Source organism: Plantactinospora veratri (assembly GCF_036421995.1).
Taxonomy (GTDB): domain Bacteria; phylum Actinomycetota; class Actinomycetes; order Mycobacteriales; family Micromonosporaceae; genus Plantactinospora; species Plantactinospora veratri.
Map to the genome: position 1 here is coordinate 224,080 of NZ_JAZGQL010000014.1, position 26,536 is coordinate 250,615.

Here is a 26,536-nt window from a genome sequence, read left to right on the forward strand (position 1 = left end):
GTAACAGGGGGCCGGGCGCGGATTCCCGGACGACACCGCGTTCAGCGGGAGTGCTGCGGATGGGTGACCACCAGCACGGGCCGGGGTGACTTTCCGATCAGTGCCAGCGGCAGGCTGCCGAGCAGGCGTTCAGCCACCGCCGGGCGGGTGCTGGACCCCACCACGATCAGGTCGGCCTGCTGCTCGTCGGCGAATGCCAGGATCTGTTGCAGCGGACGGCCGGACCGTACCGTCACGCTCGCCTCGATCCCGGCCTCGGCCAACTGCCGGACCGCCGCCGAAGCGGCACGTTGCGCCCGCTCGGCGAAAACGCTGCGCGGCGCCGGAGCCAGGCGCTCGAGTTCCACCTCGTCGACGGCGAGCACCGCGACCGACCCGCCGCTCTGCCGGACGAGATCCGCGACCGCGTCGGCGACCCACGGCTGGTCGGCCTCGGGATTGGCAGCTAGCACGATGTGCATGTCGTCCTCCGATCACGGGCCTGCTTCGGGGTTCCGCCCGCTCATGACGTCCGGGTCAATGCTGGGCCGCACCGGGTACCCGGAACAAGACCCGCGCTCGGAGCGCGCCCGGGCGGCGGATCGAATACCGTGTGGCTCTGCACATCGATGAGGTTTAGCACGCTTCGCGCCGAGTCACACCTCGGAGGCGGAGATCGAGGGGAGAGGCTGTGGCGGACGCACAGGCACCCGGCGAAAGCATCGAGCGTGACGAGCCGACTCTCAAGCGGGTGATCGGCCCCGGCCTGTTGCTGCTGTTCGTGGTCGGGGACATTCTCGGCACCGGGGTCTACGCGCTCACCGGCAAGGTCGCCGCCGAGGTGGGTGGGGCGGTGTGGCTCCCCTTCCTGGTGGCGTTCCTGGTGGCGATGCTGACCGCCTTCAGCTACCTGGAGCTGGTGACGAAGTACCCGAGGGCGGCGGGTGCCGCGCTCTACACGCACAAGGCCTTCGGCATCCACTTCCTGACCTTCATCGTCACCTTCGCGGTGATGTGCTCGGGCCTCACCTCCGCGTCCAGTGCGTCCAAGGCGTTCGCCAGCAACTTCGTGGAGGCCTTCGACCTGTCGATCGGCGAGGGGCTCGGGCTCACCGCGGTCGCGGTCGCCTTCATGACGCTCATCGCGCTGGTCAACTTCCGGGGCGTCGCCGAGAGCGTCAAGCTGAACGTGGTACTGACCTGCGTCGAGCTGACCGGTCTGCTCATCGTCATCTTCATCGGGGCCTGGGCGCTCGGCGGCGGCAACGGTGACATGTCCCGGCTGCTGGAGTTCGAGTCGCCGCCGGGCGAGCACGCGTTCTTCTCGGTCACCGCGGCCACCGCGCTGGCGTTCTTCGCCATGGTCGGATTCGAGGACTCGGTGAACATGGCCGAGGAGACCAAGGATCCGGTCCGGATCTTTCCGAAGATCATGCTGATCGGGCTCTGCGTGACCGGGCTGATCTACGTACTGGTGTCGGTCTCGTCGGTCGCGCTGGTCTCCCCCGAGGATCTCAGCGAGGGCGACGCCCCGCTGTTGAAGGTCGTCGCTGCCGGGGCACCGGCCTTCCCACTCACCATCTTCGCCTTCATCACGATGTTCGCGGTGGCGAACTCCGCCCTGATCAACATGCTGATGGCCAGCCGGTTGCTCTACGGCATGGCGCACGAGGGCGTACTGCCGCGCGTCCTCGGCTGGATCCACCGCACCAGGCGTACGCCCTGGGTGGGCATCGTCTTCACCACCCTGGTGGCCTTCGGGCTGATCTGGTTCGCCGACCTGACCGCACTGGGCGGTACGACGTCGCTGCTGCTGCTCACCGTCTTCACGGTGGTCAACATCGCCGTACTGGTGCTGCGGCGCGATCCGGTGGACCACCGGCACTTCCGGGCGCCCACCGTCATTCCGGTGGCCGGTGCGATCACCTGCGCGTACCTGGCCAGCCCCCTCTCCGGCCGGGCGGCCGACGACTACCGGGTGGCCGGGGTACTGCTCGTCATCGGGGTCGTCCTGTGGGCGGTCACCTATCTGACCAGCCGGTTCCTGCTGCGCCAGCGCACCACCCCGGGTAGCTAGACCAGGCCGGACAGGTACTCCCGGCGCCGCTGCGGTTCGAACTTCTCGATCGCGTACCGCAGCATGACCCGGGGCATGACCCGGTAGCGTCGGGCCAGGAACTCCTCCGCCGCCGCCCTGTCCCGGTTGCCCACCTCGCGCAGCATCCAGCCCACCGCCTTGTGCACGAGGTCGTGCGGGTCGTGCAGCAGCCGCTCACCGAGCCGGAAGGTCCAGTGGAAGTCGCCGGCCCTGATGAAGGCGAAGGTCGCCATGATGGCGATCCGCCGGTCCCAGACCAGGCTCGACCCGGCCAGCCGATCCAGAACGCCGCGATCCTTGTCGATCAACCAGGGACCGACGATGTACGGCGCCGACGAGTCCACCAGGTCCCAGTTGTTGATCCGGCCGGTGTTGGCCAGGACGGTGTCGAAGATCCGGCCCCGCTCCTCCTGGTCCCCCTTGGCGAACTTGCGGACCAGGATGAAGAGCGAGGTCAGTCTCTCCTCGTGCACGCCGCTGGCCAGCAGCTCCGCCGTCTCGGCCAGGGAGAGGTCGCGCCAGTACCTGCCGGCCACCCGACGCTGGTCCGGAACGGTGACACCGATGGCCCGGTCGCCCTCGCCGTATCCGCCGGGAACCATCTGTAGGAACCGGCTGATTCCCTCCGCCCGGCGCGGGTCGGCGAGCCGGGCGAGTTCGTGGCGGACATCCGCGGTCGAGGCCACGATTGGGCAACCTACCGCGACCGCCCGGTGCCTACCCCGACGTCCACCGTGATCGCGGCCGGGCCGAGGGTGCGAGCGCAGCGTGTCGGGCGTACGGCGGCGTCCGCCGCCGTCACCGCAGCCGGGCAGGCTGTCGGCGGGCGGGAGGCTGTCAGCCGGCCGGTCCGGGTGATGACACTGCCCGACCACGGTCAACGGGCCTCGCGCAACAGCTCGGCGAGGACGGCCGCCTGGCTCTGTTCGAGATCCCTGGTGGCGGTGAGCAGGGTGACGGTTCCGGCCCGGGCGAGCCGGCGCAGCTCGTCGACTCCCGCCGCGGCCTGCGGCTCCGCGAGTTCGGCCAGGTAGCGACGGCGGAACTCGGTGAACCGTTCCGGGCGGTGGCCGTACCACCGGCGCAGCGGCGTCGACGGGGCGACCTCCTTGAGCCACTCGTCGAGGTGGGCGGCATCCCTGGTCAGACCGCGCGGCCAGATCCGGTCGACCAGCACGCGTACGCCGTCCTCAGGCGACCGGTCGTCGTAGATTCGACGGAGCCGTATCCGTGCCCTCATCGCGTCCCCTCCGGTCCCGGTCGACGGGTCCGATCCGGTTTGACGGGTCCGCCTCCATGCTCGGCTCACCCCGGTAGCCCGTACAGTGCACCGCCGAGCAGATGTGATGGTGCGAATCTGCCGACGAGCGGCAGCGGAGACCGGGGTCGGGCGGGGCCCGAGTGTCCGGTCCCGGAGTCCCGCGCCCTTGCGGCGGTGGTCGGTCGAAGGGGCACCTCGGAGGCTGGTCGGGTCGCGCTCGGCTCGGTCTACGGGCCGTACCGGCAGCCACCGTCGCGTGTCGACGGTGCGGAGCCCCTCTCCGGCGGGCCGGCGTTCGAGGAGCTGCCGGTCGGGACGGGGTGCAGCCGATCGATGTCGTCCCGTGACCGCTCGGGCGCCGAGGACGTCGAGAAGGTTGCTGTTGGTCGGCAATGACCCACAGCGGTTGTTGGCCGGTGGCATCCCATGCCGTCCCCGACGCGGCGGAGAGACGCTGGACCTCGACGGTTGCGCCGGATCCGTGAGGGGGCCGCGATGAGCAGCCGAACCCGCGGCCGACACCGGCCACCGAGGCACAGGCGACAGTACCGGGCGGCCGTTCGCGACTGCCATCGCCATCGCCATCGACGTCTCGGCGACCGGCGGCGACCCCGCCATTTCCCGTCGCACCCGACCGAAGCCCTACCCACCGCAGGCACGGAGGCCACGATGCGTTTCGCACTGAGCCGCACCAGCCACGACACGACGGTCACCCTGGGGGTGGCCGGCGAGGTGGATCTCGGTACCAGTGGGCTGCTGCGCGCCGCGATCCAGGACGCGCTCGGCACCCCGCACGCGGCCGGGGTCACGGTCGACCTCGACGGGGTGACGTTTCTCGACTGTACGGGGATCGGCGCACTGGTCGCCGGCCACAACACCGCCGTCCGGCTGCGGCGGCGGTACCTGGTGACCAACCCGCAGCGGCCGGTACGGCGGATCCTGGAGGTCACCGGAGTGCTCCCGGTCCTCAGCCACAGCCCGGACCCGGCGCCGCGTACCGGTCGACCAGGTCAGCCACCGCGACCGGCGACCGCCAGCACGCCCGGCGCCTTCGTCGGGTCCACCCGGCTGTCGCTCGCCGAGACCGCGCTCGCTCCGGCGCACCGCCGAGGAACGGCACGGCACGTGCCGGGGCTGCGATGACGCCGCTCCCCGGCGGCGTCGGGGATCCGCCGGGCGCCCCACCGCATGCGAGGTGGCGAACGCTCCGGCGCCCGCGCCGGGCCCCTTCTGAACAGGACCGTATCGATGTGAGGAGAAACCATGCTCTCCGAAGCGGAACAGCGGCGACTCGCCGCGATCGAGGACCGGCTTCGGCTCGACGACCCGGAGTTCGTCTACCGGTTCACCGTCGAGCCACCGAGCCGGCACACGGATGGCTGGCGCGAGCTGGCCGCGATCATCGCGTTCCTGGTCGCGGTGACGGCGGCAGGGGCCGGCCTGTACGTCCTGAGCGCGATCGGCGCCGTCGTCTCGGCGATCATCACTGTTCGACTCTGGACCCTGTACCGACATCGATGATCGACCTGACGGCGCGTCGTCGGTGGGCTGGACCGTCGGGCGACGGCCTGGATCGACCGGGCCGCCGATGGCGCCGCCCCGACCCGGGCCAGCGGCGGCACGGCTTGCGCGAATCAGTGCCGGAACGCTCAGCCGGCGGTCGGTAACGGACTGGCCGGCCAGTTGAGCGCCCTGGCGCCGAGTACCGCGGCATGCAGGGTGAACCGGTGCTGCGGATCGGTCGGGTCGTAGCCGATCAACGTCTTGATCCGCTCCAGCCGGTAGGTCACCGTCCGCACGGAGACGTGTAGCCGTTTCGCCGTCTCCGTGGCTACCGCGCCGGTGCCGAAGTAGGCGTCCATGGTGTCCAGCAGCGGCTGGGCACCACCCCGGGCCAGGGTCAGCGGGCTGAGGACGGCCGAGACGAGGTCGACGATGGCGGGCTGGTCGCGGAGCAGCACCCGGTACACGAGGAGGTCATGGGCGTTGACGACCGGATTGGTGACGTGTAGTCGTTCGGCCATGGTCAATGCCTCGCGGGCCTCCTCGTACGACCGGGCGATCCCGTAGAGCCCGGGGTGCGGCCGGCCGACGGCGATCCGCCATGGACGGCCGTGCCGAAGGCGGTTCAGCTCGCCGTGCATCAGCCGCCCCAGATCGTTGCGCGGATCGTCGACGGGCGCGGCTCGGCCGGCGGAAGCCGCCTCGGCCGGCGCGAGCACGACCAGCAGCCCGTCCTTGGTGGCCACCAGGACGTCCCGATCGCCGAGCCGGTCGAAGATCACCGCCTCCAGGGTGCTGATCGCGGCCTCGGTGTCGGGCAGGCGCCGGCTCGGTGCGGCGAGCGCCACCTGGTGCGCCCGGGCCAGGTCGAGCCCGAACGGCTCGGACCGCTCGACAAGGGCACCGAGGTCGGAGTCGCCGCGCAGCAGGTCGTCGATCAGCTCCCGGCGCAGCGTCTCCTCGCGCCGGACCAGGTCGCGCCGCGCCACCGCGTAGCCCTCGGCGAGCGTCGCCACCGCCTCGTCGATGACCTGGAGTACGGCGGCAGCAGCGGCCCGCACCGCCTCGCGGTCCCGGGACCGGACGACCATCGGCAGGTCGGTCCAGAGCCGTCGCGCCGCCGACAGGTACAGCTGCACCACCCGCCCGGCCGAGATCCCCTGCTCGGCGGCCTGGCGACCGAGCCGGCCCACCGCGTCGAGCTCGGCACGTCTGGGGCGGCGTCCACTGACCGCGGCGTCGGCCAGCAGGGAGAGATAGTCGCCGAGCAGGGCGACCGGGACGCCACCGGCGTCGCTGGCGGCGGCGTTGGCTACGTCGAACAGCCACTCGTCCCGGGCCGACGACGCGGACGGTGCCGCGGGTCTGCCAGGGCGTTGCCTGCTGCGTTCGGTCACGCCGGACTCACCTCCACCGGCGTCGAAGCGTCAACGCCTGTAACGGGCGACCGCCTACCCGGACGGAACACCTTCAGCGGCGCTCATGGACTGAGCTGACTGTTCGACCATACTTTGCCGGGCGTCGGCAGGTTACGCCCGGCACTGTCCCGGCCCGAGCCGCTGAGCGGGCGCGCTCCCCCCGAGCGGCGAGCCCGGAGCGAGCGTCGGCACGGTCACCGGGATGACCCACGGGCCAGGGTGATCCTTTTGAGTGGGCTTCGGATAACCCTTCGAATAACTTCTCGACATCGATCTGCCTCTATGGCATGGTGGGCAGCCAGCACCGTAGGCTCGTGTCGCGGTCCTCATCCCACCTGCGACGCCCGACCGCCCATCGATGGGAGAGCGCCATGGTCACACGGAGAGCCGTGCTCGGCGGGGCCGGCGCCATAGCGGGCGCCACCGCGGCGGGCGGCCTGCTCGGCGAGGGCACCGCCCGGGCGGATGCCACCATCACCGTCACGCCCGGCGCCGACTTCGGCGCCTGGGAGGGCTGGGGCACCTCGCTGGCCTGGTGGGCCAATGTCTTCGGCAACCGGGACGACTTCGCCGACATCTTCTTCACCACCAGGTCGGTGGGGTACAACGGGGTGACGCTGCCCGGCCTCGGGCTCACCATCGCCCGCTACAACCTGGGCGCGTGCAGTTGGAACTCGGTCGACGGCGCCACCATGGTGGCCTCACCCAACATCCCCTCGTTCAAGCAGATCGAGGGCTTCTGGCAGGACTGGCGCAACACCGACCCGGCCTCCTCGGCCTGGAACTGGAACGCCGACGCCAACCAGCGGGCGGCCCTGACGAAGGCCACCCAGCGGGGCGCGGTCAGCGAACTCTTCGCCAACTCCCCGATGTGGTGGATGTGCCTCAACCACAACCCGTCGGGTGCGGCCGGCGGCGGCAACAACCTCCAGTCCTGGAACTACGCGCAGCACGCCTACCACCTGGCGGTGACCGCCCGTCGGGCGCGGGACAGTTGGGGGGTGACCTTCCGGACGGTCGACCCCTTCAACGAACCGTCGTCGAGCTGGTGGACCGCGACGGGCACCCAGGAGGGGTGCCATATCGACGCGAGTATCCAGCGCACGGTCCTGACCAACCTGCGGACGGCCCTCGACGACCAGGGCCTCACCGGCGTCGCGATTTCGGCCTCCGACGAGACCAGCTACGACCTCGCCCGGACCACCTGGAACAGCTTCGACGCGGCCACCAGGGCGGTGGTCCGGCAGGTGAACGTGCACGGCTACCAGGGCAGCGGCGGCCGGCGGGACCTGCTCCACGCCGACGTCAGGGCGGCCGGCAAGACGCTCTGGAACTCGGAGACCGGCGACAGCGACGGCACCGGCATCACCATGGCCAAGAACCTCTGCCTCGACTGGACCTGGTTGCACCCCACCGCCTGGGTCTACTGGCAGGTGATGGATCCGAGCGCCGGATGGGCAGCCATCGCGTACGACCCCGCCACGCGTACCCCCGGAGCGGTCCAGCCGAAATACTACGTCCTGGCGCAGTTCACCCGGCACATCCGCCCCGGTATGCGGATCCTCAACACCGGCAACGGCAGCGCGGTGGCGGCGTACGACGCGGCGGCCCGGCGACTGGTCGTCGTCGCGGTCAACACCGGCGCCGCACAGACCCTCACCTTCGACCTCTCCGCCTTCGCCACGGTCACCGGCGGCGTGGCCCGGTGGACCACCGTCCCGGCCGGTGCCGACCGCTACACCCGGCGCACCGACGTCCCGCTCGACGGCAGGTCGGTGCGCCTCGCCTTCCCCGCCGCCTCCGTGCAGACTCTGGAGATCGACGGAGTGAGCCCCTGACCCGTTCCGCCGCCCCTCGGCCACGCCGGCGCAAGGTGGCCGGCCACTAGGAGATCGTGCTGACCAGGTGGGCGACGGTCCGGGCGACCGCCTCCCGGGCCGGCGCCAGGTACTTCCGGGGATCGACGACCGGCGCGGCGGCCAACTCGGCCCGGACGGCCTCGGTGAAGGCGACGTTCAGGATGGTGCCGACATTGATCTTCACGATCCCGGCCCGCACGGCCCGGACCAGGTCGTCGTCGGGGACACCGGAGGAGCCGTGCAGCACCAGCGGCACCGGCAGGGTCTCCCGGAGCCGGCCGATGAGCGCGAAGTCGAGCGCGGCGGTCCGGTCCGTCATCGCGTGCGAGCTGCCCACCGCCACCGCCAGCGCGTCGACCCCGGTCGCGGCGACGAACTCGGCCGCCTCGGCCGGATCGGTGCGTACCCCCGGGGCGTGCGCCCCGTCCTTGCCGCCGACCTCCCCCAGCTCGGCCTCCAGCCACAGCCCGCGCGCGTGCGCCCAGCCGACCGCCCGCACGGTGGCGCGGACGTTGTCGGCGTAGTCGAGCGTCGACGCGTCGAACATCGCGGAGCTGATCCCGGCCCCCTCGGCGGCGTGCAGCAGGTCCGGGCTCTGCACGTGGTCGAGGTGTACGGCGACCGGCACGGCGGCGAGTTCGGCCACTGCGGTGACCGCGGCGGCGATCGGGGCCAGCCGGCCGTGATGAAAGCGGACCGCGTTCTCGCTGATCTGGAGGATCACCGCCCGGCCGGCCTGCTCGGCCCCGGCGACGATCGCCTCGGCGTGCTCCAGGGTGATCACGTTGAAGGCCACGATCGCGGTGTCGGCGGCACGCGCGCGGTCGACCAACTGTCCGGTGGCGGTGAGGGGCATCTCTGCTCCGTTCCCGGGTTCTCCGGTCTCGAAGTGTCGGCCGGGTGGTCGACGTGCCGACTCTTGACAGCTTCACGACGAAAAGCAAATATCCCCAGCACCGCACAACCGAGTGGCACCGCATCACGAGAAGGTGATCGGGTGGCAGCTCCACTGCTCGTCGGCCTCGACGTCGGCACCACGGCCAGCAAGGCCGTGGTCTTCACCGACGCGGGTGAGCCGCTGGCCCAGGCCTCGGCGCCCACGCCCTGGACACCCACCCGCACCGGCGCCGAACTCGACGCGACCGCCCTGTTCGGCTCCGCCGTCGCGGCCCTGGCCGGGGCACTGTCCGCCGCCCCGCCCGGCCCGGTCGCCGGACTCGGCGTCGCGAGCATGGGCGAATCCGGGGTACTGCTGGACCGCTCCGGCGAGCCCCTCGGCCCGGTCGTCGCCTGGCACGACACCCGGGACGCGACGGAGGTGACCGACCTGCACGCCCGGATCGGCCCGGACACGTTCGCCCGCACCACCGGGCTGCCGCTGCGGCACCAGTGGGCGCTCACCAAGCACCGCTGGCTGCTCGCCCACCACCCGGAGACCCGGAACGCCGTACGCCGGCTCAACATCGCCGAGTGGGTGGTCCGCAAACTCGGCGGAGCGGAGGCCACCGAACAGTCCCTCGCCTCCCGGACCGGCTGGCTGCGGCTCGACGGCCGGGACTGGTGGCCCGAGGCGCTGGAGTGGTCCGGGGCGCGCGCCTCGCTGATGCCCGAGGTGGTGACCGCCGGAACCGCGCTCGGCACCGTCGAGGCGGGCACCGGACCCGACCGGCTCGCCGGAGCCACCCTCACCGTCTGCGGCCACGACCACCAGGTCGCCGCGATCGGCGCCGGAGCGGTACGTCCCGGCGACGAGCTCGACTCCTGCGGTACGGCGGAGGCACTGGTCCGGTCGGTCCCGCCGGCCCTGCCCCCGGAGACCGTCGCCGGGCTGGTCACCGCCGGGGTCACCGTCGGATGGCACGCCCTGGCCGGTCGCTGGTGCCTGCTCGGCGCCACCACCGGAGGACTGGTGCTGCAACGGGTACTCGCCGGACTCGGCCTGGACCGGGCCGACCTGTCCCGGCTCGACACCCTCGCCGCGCGGGTCGAACCGGGCCGGGTCGAGGTGCGGATCGCCGACGAGGGGCGGTCGGTGGTCGTACCGGCGGGGCAGCCCGCCGAGCCGGCACAGATCTGGCGGGCGGCGCTGGAGACGGTCACCGAGGAGATCGGCGCCATCCACGACGCGATGACCGGGTACAGCGGCGACCACCGTGAGATCGTCGCCGTCGGCGGCTGGTCGCGCAGCGAGACGCTGATGGCGGTCAAGGCCCGCCGGCTCGGCCCGGTACGCCGCTCCCCGGTCGTCGAGGCCGGGGCGCGCGGCGCCGCTCTGCTGGCCGGGCTCTCGGCCGGGGTCTACGGCGGCGTGCACGACTTCCCGGACGCCGTCGGCAGCGCGGCCGGAGCCGACTCCGACGACACGGCCGCGGCGGGGCGCCGGTGGTGAGGAGCCGACCGCCGTACCCGGACGAGCGCGGAGGGCATATCCCGCAGGCGTTGCGCAGCGGGGGCCGGGCCGAGGCCGGCGAGGTGGCCGCCGCGCTCGGGCTCACCGGCGAGACGGTTGGCAAGGACCCGAGCGACATCGACCTGCTCGTCACCGACACCGGGCTGCCCGACGGACGGCGTCGCGAGCTGACGAACGCCGGTCTGCGAGTGGAGTACGCGTGATCCTCACCCTGACCCCCAACCCGAGCGTCGACCGCACTGTCTTCGTCGACGCGCTCCCCCGGGGGGCGGTGATCCGCAGCCGTCGTGGCCGGAGCGAACCCAGCGGCAAGGGCGTCAACGTCGCGCTGGCCCTGCAACGTCACGGCCGGTCGGCCACCGCCGTCCTGCCGGTGGGCGGTTCGATCGGTGCCCAGCTCGCCCGGATGCTCCGGCTGGCCGGGCTGCCCGTCCGGGAGGTGCCGGTGCGGGGTGAGATCCGCAGCAACATCAGTCTGGTCGAGCCGGACGGCACCGTCACCAAGGTGAACGAGCCCGGTCCGGAACTGGCGGCCGGGGAGACCGAGGCGCTGGTGCGCGCCGTCCTGGACAACCTCACCGGCGTCACCTGGCTGGCCTGCTGCGGGAGCCTGCCCGACGGCGTACCGCCGGACCTGTACGCAAGTCTGGCCGAGACGGCCCGGTCCCGCGGTGTCCGGGTCGCGGTCGACACCTCCGGCGAACCGCTGCGGGCCAGCCTTGCCGGCCGACCCGACCTGGTCAAACCGAACTCCGCCGAACTGGCCCACCTGGTCGGCCGACCGTTGCGTACCTTCGGCGACGCGGTCGACGCGGCGCTCCAGGTGCGCCGGCTCGGCGCGGACGCGGTGCTGGCCAGCCTCGGCGCGGACGGCGCGCTGCTGGTCGACGCCACCGGGGTGCGGCACGCCGAGGCGCAGGTGGCCCGGGTGGTCAGCGCCGTCGGTGCCGGTGACGCCGCGCTGGCCGGCTTCCTGCACGGCGGCGGGGCCGGTACGGCCGCACTGCGTACCGCAGTGGCCTGGGGCACGGCGGCCGTCCAGCACGAGGGAACGCTCTTCCCCGCCGCCGATTCGGATCAGACGGTACTGGTCAGCACCGACGTCGACCCGAACCGGCCGCTACGGGACCCCGACGTCGGCCTGCCCCGCGCCGAACCCGGCACCCGGCCGACCTGAGCGGCGGCGACCGCCCCCAGGGCGCACTCGCCTGGACGGAGAACCCGACGACTCCGCGACCGTGCTCGGCACGGACGCGAGCAACCGTCCCGCCGGGCTGGCGGTCGCGCCCGGGTCAGCTGTTGCGGGCCTGTTGGCACGGCATGCAGAAGCGGGCGTGCGGCAGGATCTCCAGCCGCTCGGTGGGGATCTCCCGCTGGCACTGCTCACACGTGCCGTAGGTGCCCTCGGTCATCCGCTTCAACGCTTCGCTGTTGTCGGCCACGGCCCGCTGAGTGGAGTTGATCAGAGCGGTGACGGTCTGTGGATCCAGGCCGATCTGCTCGGGGTTCGTCCGGTGCGCCCTGAGCTTGGTCAGTTCGGCGGTCTGCTGGTCGAGCTGGGCTTGCAGGACCTGCTGGAAGTTCTGGAGACGGCTGTTGCCAACGGTGGTCATGACGTTCCCTTTCTTGAGATACCAAGGCTGATATGGCCGCGGGACGCGGCGTGGACGGGTTGAGCCGGACCGGTCAGTGTCGGTGCGGGCCGCGACGTATCGCCGCGAGGGCGGACAGGCCGGCGCCGTGCACGGCGGCGACCCGAGGGCGCCGGGCGGACCGGACCGGTAGCCGCAGGGCGGCGGCGGTGCGGGCGACCAGCTCCGGAGCGATCGCACCGCCGCCGACGAGGACCAGGCCACGGTGTACGGCTGCTCTGTCCACGTCGCGCGCCTGCGCGTCGCGACGTAGGTCCTGGACCAGCTCGGTGACGGTGTGCACGACGATGTCGTCTGCGGTGGGGCCGGTGAGGTCCCGGATCCCGATGTTGGCCTGACGCGCCGCTATCAGGCCACCGTCGGCCAGGAGCGCGACCTCGATGAGCTGTGCGCCGATGTCTGCGATCAGCAGTGGACCCGGCGCCGCGCCGGCCCCGATGGCGGCGGCCCGGATGGTGGGCGTGACCAGCAGCCGGGACGGGTCGAAGACCGTGCTGAGCAGGTCCCGCATGGCGTCGTCGTCGGCCGCCTTGCTCAGCACCGGTCGGCAGGCGACCACGACGGCACCGGCGGGCAGCGGCCGCTGATAACGGGAGAGGATCCGCGCGAGCAGCGCCCGCAGGCCGCTCGAGTCGACGATACGACCGCGCCGCATCAAGGGTCGGGGGTTGCTCAGGCTGTCGTTGAGGCTGGGCAGTTGGACCAGGGGGCGGCCGGAGGCCCAGATTCGGGTGTAGCCGCTGCCCAGGTCGATCCCGACCGCGGCCGGCTCGGTACGGGTGGTCTCCGAGGCCGAAGACTCGGTGGCCTCCGGGGCCGGAGGCTCGGTGCGGAAGGCGGCCGCGTCGGACGCCGATGTCAGGGCGCCGTGTTGATCGATGATGCTCACCGTCAAGCCCCTTCCACGTCGAGTACGGTCGGTCGCCGGAGTTGACCGAGGAGAATGCTGGTAGCGCCGATCGCCTGCCAGTCCGTGGCAGGTGTGTGCGGGCGCTGCTGCTAGCGGGTCGTGCCTCTGGGCGCGGTGCGGGCTGCTACACGCACTCGGGCCGCTGACCTTTCCTGCACCGGACCGTCAGAACCTGGTGGCGCGGGCGGTGCGCTGTCGGCCGGCGCATCGACGGCATGCGCGCGCAGGTTGGCGACGCGCCGATAATCGGTGACCTTACCGGTCGTCATCACACCTCCTCGCACGTTCGCGACCAGATAGAACCTCGAGCATCCGCCGCTCGTGCCGTTGGGACACCGGCCGCTGTCGGTAACGTCTTCGCCTTCTCACTGCCGACGACCGGCAACGTTGGCTGCTCGGATACCCGCAACGGCGGGTCACCGGTACCTCTGTCGAGCGTCCTTCACGTCAAGACCGATGCCCGGGTAACGGGATGTCCGGAACCAGGGTGCTACGCCACCCGCGCCACGTCGCCGGGGACAGGCGCTCCCTCGTGACGGCCGGCCCGCTGGTTCGCCCGGACCGCGACCTCGAGATGTCCGGCCGGTGTTCCGTCGGGCGGGTGGGCCGGGACCAGGACCACCGGGCAGGTGGCCAACTGGAGCAGCCGGGCGGCGACGCTGCCGAACACGAGGCTGGCCACCGGACCGTGCCCGCCGTTGCCGACGACGAGCAGGTCGGCGCCGGTACGTCCGGCAAGATCCACGAGCCTGCGCGGGGTGTCTCGGATGGCGGCCCTGGAGCACCGCACGGTGGTGTCGATGCCTTCGTCCCGCAACCGCCGCGCGGAGCGGTGCAGCCCGGCCACGGTGGCGCTGGCGTCTTCGGCCAGGAAGCCGGCAGGGCTGATCGTGACCTCCTGCACGTGCAGGAGCACCAGCCTGCCGCCGAACGTACGGGCAAGCCCCGCCGCGACCGCCAACGCGGTCTCCGCCGCCGGCGAGCCGTCAGCGCCGCAGGCGATGGTGTGGAACACGGATCCTCCTTCGGTGGCCCGTCCGCCGCACAGGTGCGGATGACGGCCGGAACAACCCAACCGCCGCTGCCGGCAGCGCTCCCTCCGTACTGCCGTCAAGGCTGCCTGGTCCACCGGCCAGCGGCCGTGGCCGCGTCCGGCCGACTTCGCGACCTCTGGTTGCCGGCCCCCGGCAGCCGCCTGCCCGCCCGACACCGGCCCCGTCCGGGAAGCCGTCCCGTGAAGACGGATGTCCAGCGCAGGCCGCCCCACGGCGGCATAATGATCGAGATCAACCACCCGAACGGCCCAGGTCGGCCGGAACGGGACGGTCGAGTCGAGGTCTCCCAGCCGGGGACGATCCCACCGGCGGCCGCGCCTCGTCACCGCAAGCGGCGGCAACCACCACGAGGAGGCCACGATCGTGACTTCAGAACCCGGGAACACCTCGGACGCTCCCATGCCGGCGGCCTTCTTCGGCCACGGCAACCCGATGAACGCACTCGAGGTCAACCGCTACTCCTCGGCGTGGCGGGCCTTCGGCGAGACGGTGCCGCGCCCGCGCGCGATCCTGGTGGTCAGCGCCCACTGGTACATCAACGCCACCGCCGTCACCGCGATGCCGAGGCCGCGGACGATCCACGACTTCTACGGCTTCCCGCAGCAGCTCTTCGACGTGCAGTACCCCGCACCCGGGCTGCCCGAGATGGCGGCCGAGGTCAGTGACGTCGTCCACCCGACCTGGGTAGGTGCCGACGTCGACAGTTGGGGCATCGACCACGGCACATGGTCCGTACTCGTGCACGCCTTCCCCGACGCCTCCATTCCGGTGGTCCAACTCAGCATCAACGCCGACAAGCCTCTGAACTACCACCTGGAACTGGGCGCGAAGTTGGCGCCGCTGCGCGAACGCGGGGTCCTCATCGTCGCCAGCGGCAATGTCGTGCACAACCTGCGCGGGATGAACTGGAAGCTCACCGACGAGGGCTACGACTGGGCTCAGCGCTTCGACGAGGACGCCAAGACCCGCATGCTCATCGACCCGACCGAGTTCGCCACCCTCGACGCCCATCCGGACTTCGGCCGCGCCGCCCCCACCCCGGACCACTTCATCCCCGCCCTGTACCTCGCCGGGCTGGCCGGCGCCACCGACGCGCCGGACACCGAGATCCTGGTCGACGGCTACGCCTACGGGTCGCTGTCGATGACGGCGTACACGCTGGGCCTGCGCTGTCCGAGCAGCACCGGCGGCGCCGGCTCGCCGCAACCGCCGGCCGACCTGCCCCCCGACGGGTCCAACATCTAGCCCGGTGACCGCAGGGGCTCGCCGGGCCGGGGTCCGGGTCCCTCCGGTACGCCGGCCTCGGCGGTCATCCGGATTTGTCGCCGCGTTGCCGGGGCGCGGCGAGTTCGTCGGTGACCAGCAGCTCGCGCCGGAACTGGCCGGTCCGGTAGGCGGCGCGGCCCACCATGTGCGCGGCGACGGGTGCGGTGGCGAGTTGGAACGCTCCGACGAGTACCAGGGTGGTGATGTCCACGAGGGTGCCCAACCGCAGCGCGGTGCCGGTCAGGATGAGCAGTAGTCCGAGCACCTGCGGCTTGGTCGCCGCGTGCATCCGCGAGAGCAGGTCCGGAAAGCGCAGCAGGCCGAGACCGGCGGCGAGGCTGAGCAGGGCGCCGCTGAGCAGGCACGCGGCGGCGAGGACATCGACGATGACGGAGAGCTTCATCGCTGCCCCGCAGGACCGGGCGGCAGATCCTCCGGATCCTCGTCGTGCCGGGGTACCGTCCCGGCGACCGGTGTCACCGGGTCGACGAACCGGCCGACGGCGATCGAGGCGATCGGGCCGAGCAGGGCCAGCCCGAGCAGGATCGGTAGGCCGGTGGCGTCCCGGGTGTAGGCCGCCTCGGTGGCGATCGCGCCGACGGTGATGGCGAGCAGCACATCGTTGGCGACGATCCGGTCCAACGTGGACGGCCCCCGCACGATCCGGATCAGTGCCAGGCCGAGACCGGCGGCGAGCAGCACCGCGACGGCGAAGGCGACGACAGTCATGGCTGACCTTTCTCGTTGGTGATCTGCTTCAGTTCGGCCTCCGAGCCGATGGCGCGCACGATCCTGGCCTCCAGGGCATGGACCTCGCGGCGGAACTCCTCGACGGCCTCGGGATCGCGGACGTCGAAGACGTGGATGTAGAGCACGCCCGCGGCTCGGTCCGTGTCGACGATGAGGCTGCCGGGGATCAGCGAGACCGCCTCCCCGCACAGGGTGAGGTTCAGGTCCGAGCGGACGGCCAGCCGCACGGCTATCACGGCACTGCGTGGCCGGTACCCGAACCGGAACGCGGTCCAGGCCAGGTGCGCGCTCGCCGCCACCAGGTCGACGAGGAATCTGGCGGCGAATCGCACCAGGCCCATCGGGTGTGGCCGTCCGACGAAGGTCACCGGCGGCAGCGGGAAGACCGCGAGCACGACCGCGGCGACGACGAGTCCGCCGAGGAGGGTCGCCCAGGAGAAGACGCCCCAGAGCAGCATCCAGATCACGGTGAGCCCGCCGAGGGCGATCAACCGGTCGCGGGTGCGCCGGCCCGGACGGGCGGTCACGGTACACCGCCGGGGAACACGGCCCGCACGTAGGGATCGCGGGCCAGCAGGTCGTTGGCTGCCGTGTCGGTGAGGTCGTACAACGGCCCGGCGACCAGCGTCAGCGCGACACCGGCCACCACCAGCGCGGCGGTCGCGGCCACCATCATCCGGGACGAGGGCCGGGGCGGGGCGTCGGCGGACACGCCGGCCGGGGACCGCCAGAACGCCAGGTTCCACACCCGACCTATCGCGTAGAGGGTGAGCAGGCTGGTCAGCATCGCCCCGGCCACCAGGACGTACGCCAGCGGGCCGCCGTCCTGGACACCGGCGCGTACCAGTCCGAGCTTGCCGAGGAAGCCGGAGAACGGCGGGATGCCGGCGAGGTTGAGCGCGGGGATGAAGAAGAGCACGCCCAGCACCGGAGTGGTGCGTGCCAGCCCACCGAGCCGGTCGACGGCGGTGGTTCCGCCGCGTCGCTCGATCAGCCCGGCGACCAGGAACAGCGTCGTCTGGATCACGATGTGGTGCACGGTGTAGAAGACCGCCGCCGCGATGCCGGCCCGGGTGGCCAGCCCGACCCCGAACAGCAGGTACCCGATGTGGCTGACCAGGGTGAACGAGAGCATCCGTTTGATGTCGGACTGGGCGACGGCGCCGAGGATGCCGACCACCAGGGTCGCCAGTGCGGCGACCGTCAGCACGTCGGCCACCTCGCCGCCGGGGAAGAGCAGGGTCTCGGTGCGGATGATGGCATAGACGCCGACCTTGGTGAGCAGACCGGCGAAGACGGCGGTGACCGGGGCCGGAGCGGTCGGGTAGCTGTCCGGCAGCCATGCCGACAGCGGGAAGACGGCCGCCTTGATGCCGAAGGCCAGCAGCAGCATGCCCTGGAGGAGCAGGCTGACGCTGTCGGGCAGCGCGTCGAGCCGCGACACGAGTTGCGCCAGGTTGAGGGTTCCGGTGGCGGCGTACACCAGGCCGATGCCGACCAGGAAGATCACCGAGGAGAGCAGGCTCACCACGACGTACGTGGTGCCGGCCCGGACCCGGGTCTCGGTGCCGCCGAGGGTGATCAGCACATAGCTGGCGGCCAGCAGGATCTCGAAGCCGACATAGAGGTTGAACAGGTCACCGGAGAGGAAGGCGTTGGTGACGCCGGCGGTGAGGATGAGGTACGTCGGGTGGTAGACCGCCAGCGGCGCCGCCTGCTCGCCGTCGGCCACACCCTGCCCTATCGAGTACACCAGCACGCAGAGCGTCACCGCGGCGGAGACCACCAGCATCAACGCGGCGAGTTGGTCGGCGACCAGCACGATGCCCAGCGGTACCGGCCAGCCGCCCACCGCGGCGACCAGCGGGCCGCTCCGGGACAGCACCAGCAGCGCCACCGACGCGGCCAGGGTGGCGGTCAGGACGCCGATGCTGACCGCCCGCTGGATCCGGGGTCGCCGGAACATCAGCAGGGTCACCGCCGCACCCAGCAGCGGCATGACCACGGGCAACGGAACCAGCCAGGTCACGGGCCCCCCACTCGGGTCACGCCACGGTCGGCGGTATCGGTTCCGGCATCCGTATCGGCGTCGGCGTCGGCGTCGGCGTCGGCGTCGGCGTCGGCGTCGGCGGCATCCGATCCCTCGTCGCGTTCGGCCATCGCCATGATCCGACGGTCCTCGATGTCGTCCTGCACCTCGTCGTGGCCGACCAGTCGCCAGCTCCGGTAGGCGAGGGCGAGCAGGAACGCCGTCATCCCGAGCGTGATGACGATGGCGGTGAGGATCATGGCCTGCGGGAGCGGATCCGTCATCTCCCCGGGCGCGGTGGTGCCGACGATCGGCGGGCCACCCGGCACCGCAGCGGACAGAATCAGCAGGTTGGCGCCGTTGCCGAGCAGGATCACCCCCAGCAGCACCCGGGTCAGCGTACGTTCCAGCAGCAGTGTCACCCCGGCGGCGAAGAGCACGCCGACGGCGACCAGCATGATCAGACTCAACTTCACACCAGCTCCTCCGTCTGCTCGGATGTCCGGTCGGCGTCCTGATGCCGGTCCACCTCGGCGCCGAGACTGCGCAGTACGTCGAGGACCAGTCCCACGACGATCAGATAGACGCCGATGTCGAACAGCGTCGAGGTGACCAGGTGGACGTGGCCCAGCAGCGGCAGGTGGCAGTCGAGTACCGCGCTTTGCAGGACCTGCCCGCCCAGCACCATGGCACCGATGCCGGTACCCACGGCGACGAACAGACCGGCACCGAGCAGCGCCCCGGCGTCGACCGGAGCGGCGGTGGACAGTTCGTGCCGCCCACCGGCCAGGTAGCGGATCACCAGCGCCAGGGCCGCGACCAGGCCGCCGGTGAAGCCACCGCCGGGGGTGTTGTGCCCGGTGAACAACAGGTACACCGACAGCAGCACGATGGTGTGGAACAGCAGCCGGGTGACCACCTCCAGCATGGTGGAGCGGCGACCCGCCTCCACGGTGTGTCCGGCCATCAGCCATACCGGCTCACCACCCGGCGGCGTCGACGGCGAATCGCCGGGCCCTCGACGGTGCAGTCGCCGGGCCCGCCGGAAGATCAGGCTCGCCACTCCGGTGGCCACCGCCACCAGCACCGACACCTCGCCCATCGTGTCCCAGGCCCGGATGTCGACCAGGATGACGTTGACGATGTTGTGGCCGCCGCCGTACGACACGGCCAGGTCCGGGAAGTCCACCGAGACCGGCGTCGCGGTTCGGGCCCCGACGGCGACGTACGCCATGGCGGCCATGACCGTCCCGACCGCGACACCGATGCCGACCCGGATCCACCTGGTCCGAGGTTGTGGCCGCTCGGAGAAGTGGCTGGGCAGCCGCCGGAGCACCAGTATCACCATCACCATCGTGACCGTCTCGACCAGGAACTGGGTCAGCGCCAGGTCGGGTGCGCCGTACAGCAGGAACAGGCCGGCGACGGCATAGCCGGTGATCCCGACCAGGATCACCGCGGTCAGTCTCCGGCGGGCCCGGGTGGCGAACACCGCCGCGACGACCAGCACCGCGACCGGCAGCGCGTGCAGCGGCGCCGCCCAGAGCTGGATCGGCTGCCCGAACGGCCTGCCCACGAGGAGCACCGTGCCGGCCGAGGCGATCAGCACCAGCAGGGTGACACCGAGGTAGAACGGCAGCGAACCGCGCTGGGTCGCGCCGGTCACCTCCACCGCCGTCCGGTCCACCGCGGCCATCACCCGGTCGTAGCCGGAGCCGGCGGAACGGCCGACGGTGCGCGCCGACCGGCGACGGCCGGGCAGACCCGACCGGAACAGCACCGTGCCCAGCACGAGCACCAGGCCGGAGAGGCCGAGCGCCAGGCCGGGCCCGTGCCACAGCGCCAGGTGGTACACCGGACCGGCCGCCGCGAAGCGGTCGGCGTACGGCGACAGCAGCCGATCCACCACCGGAGCGGCGATCCCGGCGGCGAGGCCGGTCACCGCGATCAGCATGGGGGCGGCCAGCAGCGCCGACACCACCGCCCGGTCCACGCCCGGCACGGTGCCTCCGTCGGGATTCTCCCCCGGCACGCTCGCCTTGCTCGCGAAGGCGCCCCAGACGAACCGCAGCGTGTACGCCACGGTGAGCACCGAGCCGGCGAGCACCGCGACCAGCACCACCCGGCCGGTGGCTCCGGCGTCGAACAGGGACGCGAAGACCGCCTCCTTGCCGACGAAGCCGAGCAGCGGCGGTAGCCCGGCCATCGACGCCGCGGCCAGTCCGGCGGCCACGGCGAGTGCGGGCGCCCGCCGGCCGAGACCGCTCAGCCGGCGCAGGTCACGGGTACCGGTCGCCCGGTCCACGATGCCGACCACGAGGAAGAGTGCCGCTTTGAACAACGCGTGCGCCAGCAGCATCGCCACGCCGGCCACCGCCACGTCCCGCCCGCCGACGCCGAGCACGGCGGTCAGCAGGCCGAGTTGGCTCACCGTGCCGTAGGCGAGCAGCAGCTTCAGGTCGTGCTGACGCAGGGCGGTCCAGCCGCCGAAGAGCATCGTGGCCACGCCGCCGCCGACAGCCATGACCAGCCAGGTCGTCGCCGCCGGACCACCGGCGGCGGTGATCGCCGGCGCGAGCTGCGCGACCAGGAAGACCCCGGCTTTGACCATCGCGGCGGCGTGCAGGTAGGCGCTGACCGGGGTCGGTGCCGCCATCGCCGCCGGCAGCCAGAAGCTGAACGGGAAGATCGCCGACTTGGACAACGCACCGAGCAGGATCAGCCCGACCGCCGTGGCCAGGTACCAGCCGCCGGGCAGCGCGCCGGCCACCTCCGACCACCGGTAGCTGCCGGCATGCTCGCCGAGCATGACGATGCCGACCAGCATCGCCAGGCCACCGGCGGTGGTCACGACGAGCGCCTGCAACGCCGCCCGCCGGCTGGGCCTGCTGGTCACCGAGTGCCCGATCAACAGGTACGAGCAGACGGTGGTCAGCTCCCAGAACACGTACAGCAGGAGCAGGTCGTCACTGACGACCAGGCCGAGCATGGTTCCGGCGAACGCGACGAAGACACCGGCGAACCGGCCCAGGCCCGGCTCGGTGGCGTCGAAGTACCGCGCGCAGTACACCAGGACCAGCGCGCCGATCCCGCCGACGAGCAGCACCATCAGCCACGACAGCGAGTCCATCCGCAACGCCAGGGTCAGCCCGAGCGGGCGTACCCATGGATAGGTCGACTCGACGGCGCCTCCGCCGACGACCTGGCCGGTGTGCGCGGCGGCCCAGCCGGCGGCCGCGAGCGGTGCCCCGGCCAGCAGGTAGAACGCCCTCGGTCCGAGCCACCGCACCAGCGCCGGTGCCGCCACCGCGACCGCCAGGTGCGCCAGCAGGACGATCAGCACGTGGCGGCCAACAGGTCCCGCAACTGTGCCAGCCCGTCGTCGTGCCCGACGGCCACGACCACGTCGCCGGCCCGGAACACGAAGTCCGGACCAGGTGAGGCGCTGACCTCCTCACCGCGCACCACCGCGACGATGGAGGCCCCGGTACGGGTCCGCGCCCGGGTCTCGCCGAGCGGGCGGTCCACGTACGTCGACCCGGCCCGGATGCGGATCCGCACCGCCTGCACCCCGCCCAGCGGCTCGACCAGGTCCGCGACGTGGTCCATGGTGACCGTGCCGTGCAGCACATCCGCCACCGAACGGGCCTCGGCCGGCCGCAACGTCACGGTGCCGAGTGCCCGCTCCGGCTCGGCCTGGTCGTAGAGGACCAGAACCTGCCGACCGTCGAGGTGCGACACGATCCCCAACCGGTTACCCTCCCACGTGGTCAGCACGTGCGATATCCCGACGCCGGGCAGGCCAATACGTTCCATCGTCATGGGCACTCCTGTTCAGGATCGGTGCGGTGGACCTGCGGACCGGACCGCATCGTGCTCGGTGGCGGTGGTACCCCGTGTCGAATACGTCCAACCGGGTCTCGGGCGACGCGCCGGCAGGGGGCGGCCCCAGGCGCGGATCCCTTCGTCGGGCGGGAAGAGTGGCAGCGACCCCGTGAGCGCCTCGGGTGGCTCGGAGCCGACCACGATCGCACCGCTAGCGAATCCCGCTCCAGCGGCGCAGGTCGAGCCTAACCCGGCCATCCGCGGGCACCATCGGGCGACACCGGAAATCTACTTCCGCGGCTCGTTGCCGGACGTCGGCAATCGCGCTCGCGAACCGTACGGCGACGGCCTGTCCGCCGTAGTGTACCTGGCCTGGCGGGCCTGGTCAGCTTGCCGACCGTCGGCATCAGGCGCGGCCGATCTCGTCTGGTGCCGCACCTCGCCGTACGGCCGCCGCACGGCCACGCTGGAGTCATGCACAGTCATCGTCCGCGACCCCGTACCGCCCGCGCCGGCCGTCGACCGCAGGATCCGTACATCGAGGCACGATCCGCCCGGGCCCGCCGGTTCGGCTGGATACTGCTGGCGCTGGCGGTGGCGGTCATAGTGGCCGGCATGCGGACCGGACACGGCTTCGTACTGGCGGCCGGGCTCGCGCTCGCCCCGGTCGGCCTGCACCTGATCGCCGGTGGTCCGGGGGCGGCCGACCGGGTGGAGCGCGGCCGTACCATCCGCACGACCGGACCCGGCGACCGTAGCCGAACCGATCACCGCCATTCGCCCGGTCCGGTGCGATTCGCCCGCTCCCCTGGTCGGCGGAGCGGGCGGACCGGCGGAAGCAACACCCCGACCGTCCGGAAAGGACGGTCAGGCAGCCGCGACCAACCACGGTACGGCCGTCGGCGAACCGAGACGAGCGCGCGGTGGCGCGCTGTCCGGTGCGCCCACACGGTTCGCTATCCGGTGCGCTCACATGGTGCGCAGAACTGTGCATCCGGCCGGGTCCGCAACCACTCGATGCTGATCCTCGCCCGGCACCGGCCGCAGGTGCCGTAGCTGCCCTCGGCCATCCGTTGCAGCGCGTGCGCGGTATCCGCGATCGCCTGCCGGGTGACGGTGATCTGTTCGGTCAGGCCGGGGTCGTCGCGGCGGCGGCCGGGCGGACCACTCCGGACGGTGAGGTCGGCGAGATGGTCGGTGTGCCGTTGGAACTGCGCCTCAAGAGTCTCACGCAGCGCCTCGATCGGGTCGTACCCGGTGCTGGTGGCCTCGATCGGGTCGTACACGGTGTGGGTCATCACGCTCATCCCTTCACCGGACTGGGCTTACGACGCGGGTCCGTTCCGTCGCGGCCGGGAGACGGCCGCCGCCACGCAGGTCCGGCCACGACGCGCGGCTGGCCGAGCTGCCAGCCGAACGTGCACACGCCGGCCCGATGACCGGGTGACGGAAACGGTCGCGAAACCTGCCCGCTGCGTCCCGTCGAGCGGCCGGGCGCCGCGACAGACCCGGGGTCTGACGCGGCCCCCGACGCTTGGCCAGGCCCCAGAACCGCGACCCGGCCGGTATCGACGCCGGCTACTGGGGCCGGAGCCTCTGGCGGCTCCGCACGTCCGGTGACGCCACCGGCGGCACGGTGCCGAAGTAACCGCCGGGACAGCGGCTGACCCCGTCGTCAGCCGCTGCCCGGCCTGCCGTGCAGGCGCCCGCCCTGTCACTTCTCAGCGCCCGCCGGCTCGCTTTCGCAGATCATTCGCCGTACGTCTACCCCCAAGCCTGCCCGTGGCCCGCCGGCACCGCACCGGCTCCGGCCGGAAGCGTGCAGGGGCTGTCGTTGCCATACCTCGGCAATCGGCGGCTCGGGCCCCGGGGCACGGCGGATCTGCCGAAGGGCCCGGCTGCGGAGCCGGTGGTCGCCGCCGAGCCGGCCCAGCCTGGCTCCGGGCGGCGGCAGACCCGATCCGGTCTGTCAGGCACGCAGGGTCGCGGCCACCGGGCCGCGCTCCGGCATCCGGGAGGGCGCCACGGCGTGTACCTCTCCTCGGTGGCCCAGCGTCGCCACCCAGGCCAGGTCGAGTTCGTCGGCCGGTTGCAACGTCTCGGTGAGCCGGACCAGCGGGCCGGCGTCCACCCCGGTGCCGTGGCCGGGCGCGTCGGTGGAGAGGAACAGCGCCTCGACCCGTCCCTGCCGCGCCGCGGTGAGCACCTCGCGGGGATCGCCGGTGGTGCGTCCGGTGCCGCGCAACCGTCGGTAGGTCGCCACGGCGGTGGCCTCGTCGCGACGCAGCATCGGCTCGACGAGTGCCCACGCCCGCCGGTGCAGGACGTCCACGGGCACGCCGCGCGGACTGCCGTCCACCCCGGTCGGCAACAGCCGTGGATAGGTGTTCGCCTTGCGGTACAACGCCTGTAGGGGGCGGACGCCGGCCAGGACGAGCGGGACCTGTCCCTGGTGGCAGAGGTCGCCCAGGGCCTGGTCGACCCGCTGGAAGTGCTGTAGCACCCGCTGTCCGGTGTCCCGGTCGCCGCCGTCGTGGAACAGCGTCCCGCCGCCTGCCCCGGCCCGGTCGGCCAGGAACGCGTGCGCGTGCTGTTGCGTCCGGGGCATGGTCAGCCACACCGCCAGCGGCAGACCTTCCAGGGCCACCTCGTCCAGGCCGCGACGGGTCCCCTCGAAGAGCCGGATCTCGTCGTGCGTGAGCGTGAGTACGCAGAACCGGCCGCTCGCGCTCAGCAACGGCAGCAGTGGCCGTACCACGAACCGGTCGCCGACGGTGACCAATTCGGGCAGCCGGAGCGGCACGCGTACCTGCCGCGCCTCGTCCGGGCCGAGGAACAGCGCCAGGCCGTCGCTGGGTTGGTCCCACGACCGGGGCAGGTCCAGCAGCTGCCACGCCGGTCCGAGCACGGCGTCGAGCCGGCCCACGCCGATACCGTCGGCCCGGAGGACCTGTTCGGTGTGCCGCAGCAGGTTCCGCAGCCGGATGCGGTTGCGGACCGTCGCCGGCCCGCCGCGTTGGGTCGGTAGGTACAGCGAGATTCGCAGGCCACCGCGACTGCTCGCCAGCTCCGCGAGATCGGGCGCGGTCAGCAGATCCATCTCGGCTCCAGTCAGGCAGTTCACGGGCGCGGCGACCTCGCACGCCGTGGCCGGCGCGGCGTCGGCTCCGGCGACCGGGCGGCGTACCGTCAGCGACGTCATGCACCTCGCACGTCGGCGCCGCGTTGGGCATGCCGGCCGGGACGGTCCGCGCAGTGGCTACGGCTCGGGGACCGACCTACCAGTTGGCCGGTGGGTCGCTGGCCGGAAAGGACTGCTCTCCCCACTGGTCGACGATGTCGACCGGTACGTCCGGGGCCGGCACCCGCAGGTCGGGTGGCAGCACCCGGTCGACGGGCACCTCGGGCAGGGGGAGGTGTGGTGGCGTAACGGTGGCCAGGACCTGGTTTGTCATGTCATCTCCGTGTCTTTGATCCGCCGCTGGCGCCGTAGGCGGCTACGTTGTGGTCGAAGCCGGGACGCCGCAACCGGTACGACTGGTTGATCGGAATCGCGGCGCCCGGCCGCCATCCGGCGGGTGACGCGTCGGGATTCGGCGGCTCCGGCGCCGGTGAGGTGTCGTCGGCGTCGTAGGAGATCAGGTCGACGACGTCGGTGACGCCGGGAACCATGGCGGTCATCGCGACCGCCGCCATCGCGGTCGTCCTGCGCCCGGTGCGGCCGGTGAGGGTGACCAGGCCGTCGTCCACCTCGGCGCGGACATCACCGGCGGGGATCATCAGGCCGCGCCGTAGTACCCGCTGGGTCACCTCGTCACGGATGACCGCGTCCAGCCGGTCGTGCACCTTCAACAGGTCGCTGCGGGTGACGATGCCCATCAACCGGTTCCGGTCGTCCACGACCAGCAGCCGGCCGACCCCCCGGCGGCGCATCAGCCGGCCCGCGGTCGCCAGGGACGCATCGGGCGAGATGGTGACCGGTGGGGCGCTCATCACGTGCACCGCCCCCGTCTCGGGCCAGCGCAGCCGAGGGAACCGCAGGCGCCACCGGCGGCCCGGGGTGTGGTTGCCCGCCTCGTCGGTCTGCACGGTGTCGCGCAGGTCGGTCCAGGACACCACGCCGGTGACGGTGTCGAATCCGTCGACGACCGGGACGGCGCTGATCTGCCGTTCGGTCAGCACGGACGCGATCTGAGTTACCGGTGCGTCGTCGTGCACCGTGATCACGTCGGTGGTCATCACATCGCGTACCCGCCACTGCATGGTGCTCCTCCTGTCCGAGCGATCAGGCACCGAAAGCGGTGTCGTGATCGGAAACTCCTGCCGGCGCGGCGCCCGCCGTCGGCGGCCGAGACCCGCTACTCGGCTCGGCTTCGCCACCCGGTTCGGGCGGCGCGGGCGATCCGTCCCCGTCGGGTCCGGGCAGTGCGGCCCGCAGCGTCGGCGACGACCCTCGCACCGTCCCTCGGCCGCGGATCGGGTCACCGGGGTCTCCGTCGCGCGGACGGCCGGTGTCCCGCA

Annotated in this window: 27 protein-coding genes; 8 read left to right on the forward strand and 19 right to left on the reverse strand. The window is 72.1% G+C overall.

Translation table 11 applies throughout. The features are described from left to right. Nucleotides 1-41 precede the first annotated feature (41 nt). Nucleotides 42-461, reverse strand: a complete 420-nt coding sequence (locus V1634_RS19735; protein ID WP_331209351.1) for a universal stress protein — start codon at nucleotides 459-461, stop codon at nucleotides 42-44. Between the two features lie 209 nt (nucleotides 462-670). Here V1634_RS19735 and V1634_RS19740 point away from each other — a divergent pair, with 209 nt between their 5' ends. Then, nucleotides 671-2,056, forward strand: a complete 1,386-nt coding sequence (locus V1634_RS19740) for an APC family permease (protein WP_331209352.1) — start codon at nucleotides 671-673, stop codon at nucleotides 2,054-2,056. Here the strand turns inward: V1634_RS19740 and V1634_RS19745 are convergent. After that, on the reverse strand, nucleotides 2,053-2,763 hold the full coding sequence (locus V1634_RS19745) for a DNA alkylation repair protein (RefSeq protein WP_331209353.1): 711 nt from the start codon (nucleotides 2,761-2,763) through the stop codon (nucleotides 2,053-2,055). The two genes, V1634_RS19740 and V1634_RS19745, sit on opposite strands and share 4 nt — an antisense overlap. Before the next feature lie 191 nt (nucleotides 2,764-2,954). Then, nucleotides 2,955-3,317, reverse strand: a complete 363-nt coding sequence (locus V1634_RS19750; RefSeq protein WP_331209354.1) for a DUF488 domain-containing protein — start codon at nucleotides 3,315-3,317, stop codon at nucleotides 2,955-2,957. Between the two features lie 690 nt (nucleotides 3,318-4,007). Between V1634_RS19750 and V1634_RS19755 the strand changes: the two genes are divergently transcribed. Both V1634_RS19755 and V1634_RS19760 read left to right on the forward strand, forming a co-directional pair. Then, complete coding sequence (locus V1634_RS19755; RefSeq protein ID WP_331209355.1) at nucleotides 4,008-4,481, forward strand: STAS domain-containing protein; 474 nt, start codon at nucleotides 4,008-4,010, stop codon at nucleotides 4,479-4,481. A gap of 120 nt (nucleotides 4,482-4,601) precedes the next feature. Then, the gene (locus V1634_RS19760) at nucleotides 4,602-4,859 is read left to right on the forward strand and encodes a DUF3040 domain-containing protein (RefSeq protein WP_331209356.1); all 258 of its coding nucleotides are present in this window, start codon (nucleotides 4,602-4,604) and stop codon (nucleotides 4,857-4,859) included. A gap of 128 nt (nucleotides 4,860-4,987) precedes the next feature. Here the strand turns inward: V1634_RS19760 and V1634_RS19765 are convergent, their stop codons facing one another. Beyond that, on the reverse strand, nucleotides 4,988-6,238 hold the full coding sequence (locus V1634_RS19765; RefSeq protein WP_331209357.1) for a PucR family transcriptional regulator: 1,251 nt from the start codon (nucleotides 6,236-6,238) through the stop codon (nucleotides 4,988-4,990). A gap of 392 nt (nucleotides 6,239-6,630) precedes the next feature. Between V1634_RS19765 and V1634_RS19770 the strand changes: the two genes are divergently transcribed. Beyond that, nucleotides 6,631-8,097 (forward strand): glycoside hydrolase, encoded by a 1,467-nt coding sequence (locus tag V1634_RS19770; protein WP_331209358.1) that lies wholly within the window; start codon nucleotides 6,631-6,633, stop codon nucleotides 8,095-8,097. Nucleotides 8,098-8,143: 46 nt separating this feature from the next. On the opposite strand, the gene V1634_RS19775 is transcribed toward V1634_RS19770, so the two are convergent. Then, a complete protein-coding gene (locus V1634_RS19775) occupies nucleotides 8,144-8,974 on the reverse strand; it encodes a class II fructose-bisphosphate aldolase (protein ID WP_331209359.1) in 831 nt (276 codons plus the stop codon). 141 nt (nucleotides 8,975-9,115) lie between these two features. Between V1634_RS19775 and V1634_RS19780 the strand changes: the two genes are divergently transcribed. Genes V1634_RS19780 through pfkB form a run of 3 tightly spaced genes read left to right on the forward strand, consistent with a single transcriptional unit; the run spans nucleotide 9,116 to nucleotide 11,705 of the window. Then, nucleotides 9,116-10,507 (forward strand): FGGY-family carbohydrate kinase, encoded by a 1,392-nt coding sequence (locus tag V1634_RS19780; RefSeq protein WP_331209360.1) that lies wholly within the window; start codon nucleotides 9,116-9,118, stop codon nucleotides 10,505-10,507. Between the two features lie 50 nt (nucleotides 10,508-10,557). Further along, entirely contained in the window at nucleotides 10,558-10,731 is a 174-nt protein-coding gene (locus V1634_RS19785) for a hypothetical protein (protein ID WP_331209361.1), read from the forward strand. Further along, nucleotides 10,728-11,705: a 1-phosphofructokinase gene (gene pfkB, locus V1634_RS19790; RefSeq protein ID WP_331209362.1), complete on the forward strand. Its 978-nt coding sequence runs from the start codon at nucleotides 10,728-10,730 to the stop codon at nucleotides 11,703-11,705. The genes V1634_RS19785 and pfkB overlap by 4 nt, the downstream gene beginning before the upstream one ends. A 115-nt stretch (nucleotides 11,706-11,820) precedes the next feature. Here pfkB and V1634_RS19795 read toward each other — a convergent pair whose 3' ends face one another. The 3 genes from V1634_RS19795 to V1634_RS19805 form a co-directional block, all read right to left on the reverse strand. Continuing rightward, a complete protein-coding gene (locus tag V1634_RS19795) occupies nucleotides 11,821-12,141 on the reverse strand; it encodes a TraR/DksA family transcriptional regulator (protein WP_331209363.1) in 321 nt (106 codons plus the stop codon). 73 nt (nucleotides 12,142-12,214) lie between these two features. Beyond that, complete coding sequence (locus V1634_RS19800) at nucleotides 12,215-13,069, reverse strand: cell shape-determining protein MreB (protein WP_331209364.1); 855 nt, start codon at nucleotides 13,067-13,069, stop codon at nucleotides 12,215-12,217. A gap of 511 nt (nucleotides 13,070-13,580) precedes the next feature. Beyond that, a complete protein-coding gene (locus V1634_RS19805) occupies nucleotides 13,581-14,105 on the reverse strand; it encodes a universal stress protein (RefSeq protein ID WP_331209365.1) in 525 nt (174 codons plus the stop codon). Nucleotides 14,106-14,508: 403 nt separating this feature from the next. On the opposite strand from V1634_RS19805, the gene ygiD reads away from it, so the two are divergent. After that, nucleotides 14,509-15,390: a 4,5-DOPA-extradiol-dioxygenase gene (ygiD, locus tag V1634_RS19810; protein WP_331209366.1), complete on the forward strand. Its 882-nt coding sequence runs from the start codon at nucleotides 14,509-14,511 to the stop codon at nucleotides 15,388-15,390. A 64-nt stretch (nucleotides 15,391-15,454) separates the two neighbouring features. Here ygiD and mnhG read toward each other — a convergent pair whose 3' ends face one another. From mnhG to V1634_RS19865, 11 genes are all read right to left on the reverse strand, one after another. Next, on the reverse strand, nucleotides 15,455-15,814 hold the full coding sequence (gene mnhG, locus V1634_RS19815; protein WP_331209367.1) for a monovalent cation/H(+) antiporter subunit G: 360 nt from the start codon (nucleotides 15,812-15,814) through the stop codon (nucleotides 15,455-15,457). Continuing rightward, on the reverse strand, nucleotides 15,811-16,140 hold the full coding sequence (locus V1634_RS19820; protein WP_331209368.1) for a monovalent cation/H+ antiporter complex subunit F: 330 nt from the start codon (nucleotides 16,138-16,140) through the stop codon (nucleotides 15,811-15,813). The genes mnhG and V1634_RS19820 overlap by 4 nt, the downstream gene beginning before the upstream one ends. Further along, entirely contained in the window at nucleotides 16,137-16,688 is a 552-nt protein-coding gene (locus tag V1634_RS19825; RefSeq protein WP_331209369.1) for a Na+/H+ antiporter subunit E, read from the reverse strand. Before V1634_RS19825 ends, V1634_RS19820 begins: the two co-directional genes overlap by 4 nt. Continuing rightward, complete coding sequence (locus V1634_RS19830) at nucleotides 16,685-18,190, reverse strand: Na+/H+ antiporter subunit D (RefSeq protein ID WP_331209370.1); 1,506 nt, start codon at nucleotides 18,188-18,190, stop codon at nucleotides 16,685-16,687. Before V1634_RS19830 ends, V1634_RS19825 begins: the two co-directional genes overlap by 4 nt. Further along, the gene (locus tag V1634_RS19835; RefSeq protein WP_331209463.1) at nucleotides 18,187-18,648 is read right to left on the reverse strand and encodes a Na(+)/H(+) antiporter subunit C; all 462 of its coding nucleotides are present in this window, start codon (nucleotides 18,646-18,648) and stop codon (nucleotides 18,187-18,189) included. The genes V1634_RS19830 and V1634_RS19835 overlap by 4 nt, the downstream gene beginning before the upstream one ends. A 14-nt stretch (nucleotides 18,649-18,662) precedes the next feature. After that, entirely contained in the window at nucleotides 18,663-21,533 is a 2,871-nt protein-coding gene (locus V1634_RS19840) for a Na+/H+ antiporter subunit A (protein ID WP_331209371.1), read from the reverse strand. Then, nucleotides 21,527-22,012 carry a cation:proton antiporter regulatory subunit gene (locus V1634_RS19845; RefSeq protein WP_331209372.1) on the reverse strand — a complete coding sequence of 162 codons (486 nt, stop codon included), beginning with the start codon at nucleotides 22,010-22,012 and terminating at the stop codon, nucleotides 21,527-21,529. Before V1634_RS19845 ends, V1634_RS19840 begins: the two co-directional genes overlap by 7 nt. A 959-nt stretch (nucleotides 22,013-22,971) precedes the next feature. Continuing rightward, nucleotides 22,972-23,313, reverse strand: coding sequence for a TraR/DksA family transcriptional regulator (locus V1634_RS19850; RefSeq protein ID WP_331209373.1), 342 nt, complete (start codon nucleotides 23,311-23,313; stop codon nucleotides 22,972-22,974). Between the two features lie 671 nt (nucleotides 23,314-23,984). Continuing rightward, nucleotides 23,985-25,217, reverse strand: coding sequence for a baeRF3 domain-containing protein (locus V1634_RS19855; protein WP_331209374.1), 1,233 nt, complete (start codon nucleotides 25,215-25,217; stop codon nucleotides 23,985-23,987). Between the two features lie 76 nt (nucleotides 25,218-25,293). Further along, entirely contained in the window at nucleotides 25,294-25,470 is a 177-nt protein-coding gene (locus tag V1634_RS19860) for a hypothetical protein (RefSeq protein ID WP_331209375.1), read from the reverse strand. 1 nt (nucleotide 25,471) lies between these two features. After that, nucleotides 25,472-26,278 (reverse strand): CBS domain-containing protein, encoded by an 807-nt coding sequence (locus V1634_RS19865; RefSeq protein WP_331209376.1) that lies wholly within the window; start codon nucleotides 26,276-26,278, stop codon nucleotides 25,472-25,474. Nucleotides 26,279-26,536: the final 258 nt, after the last annotated feature.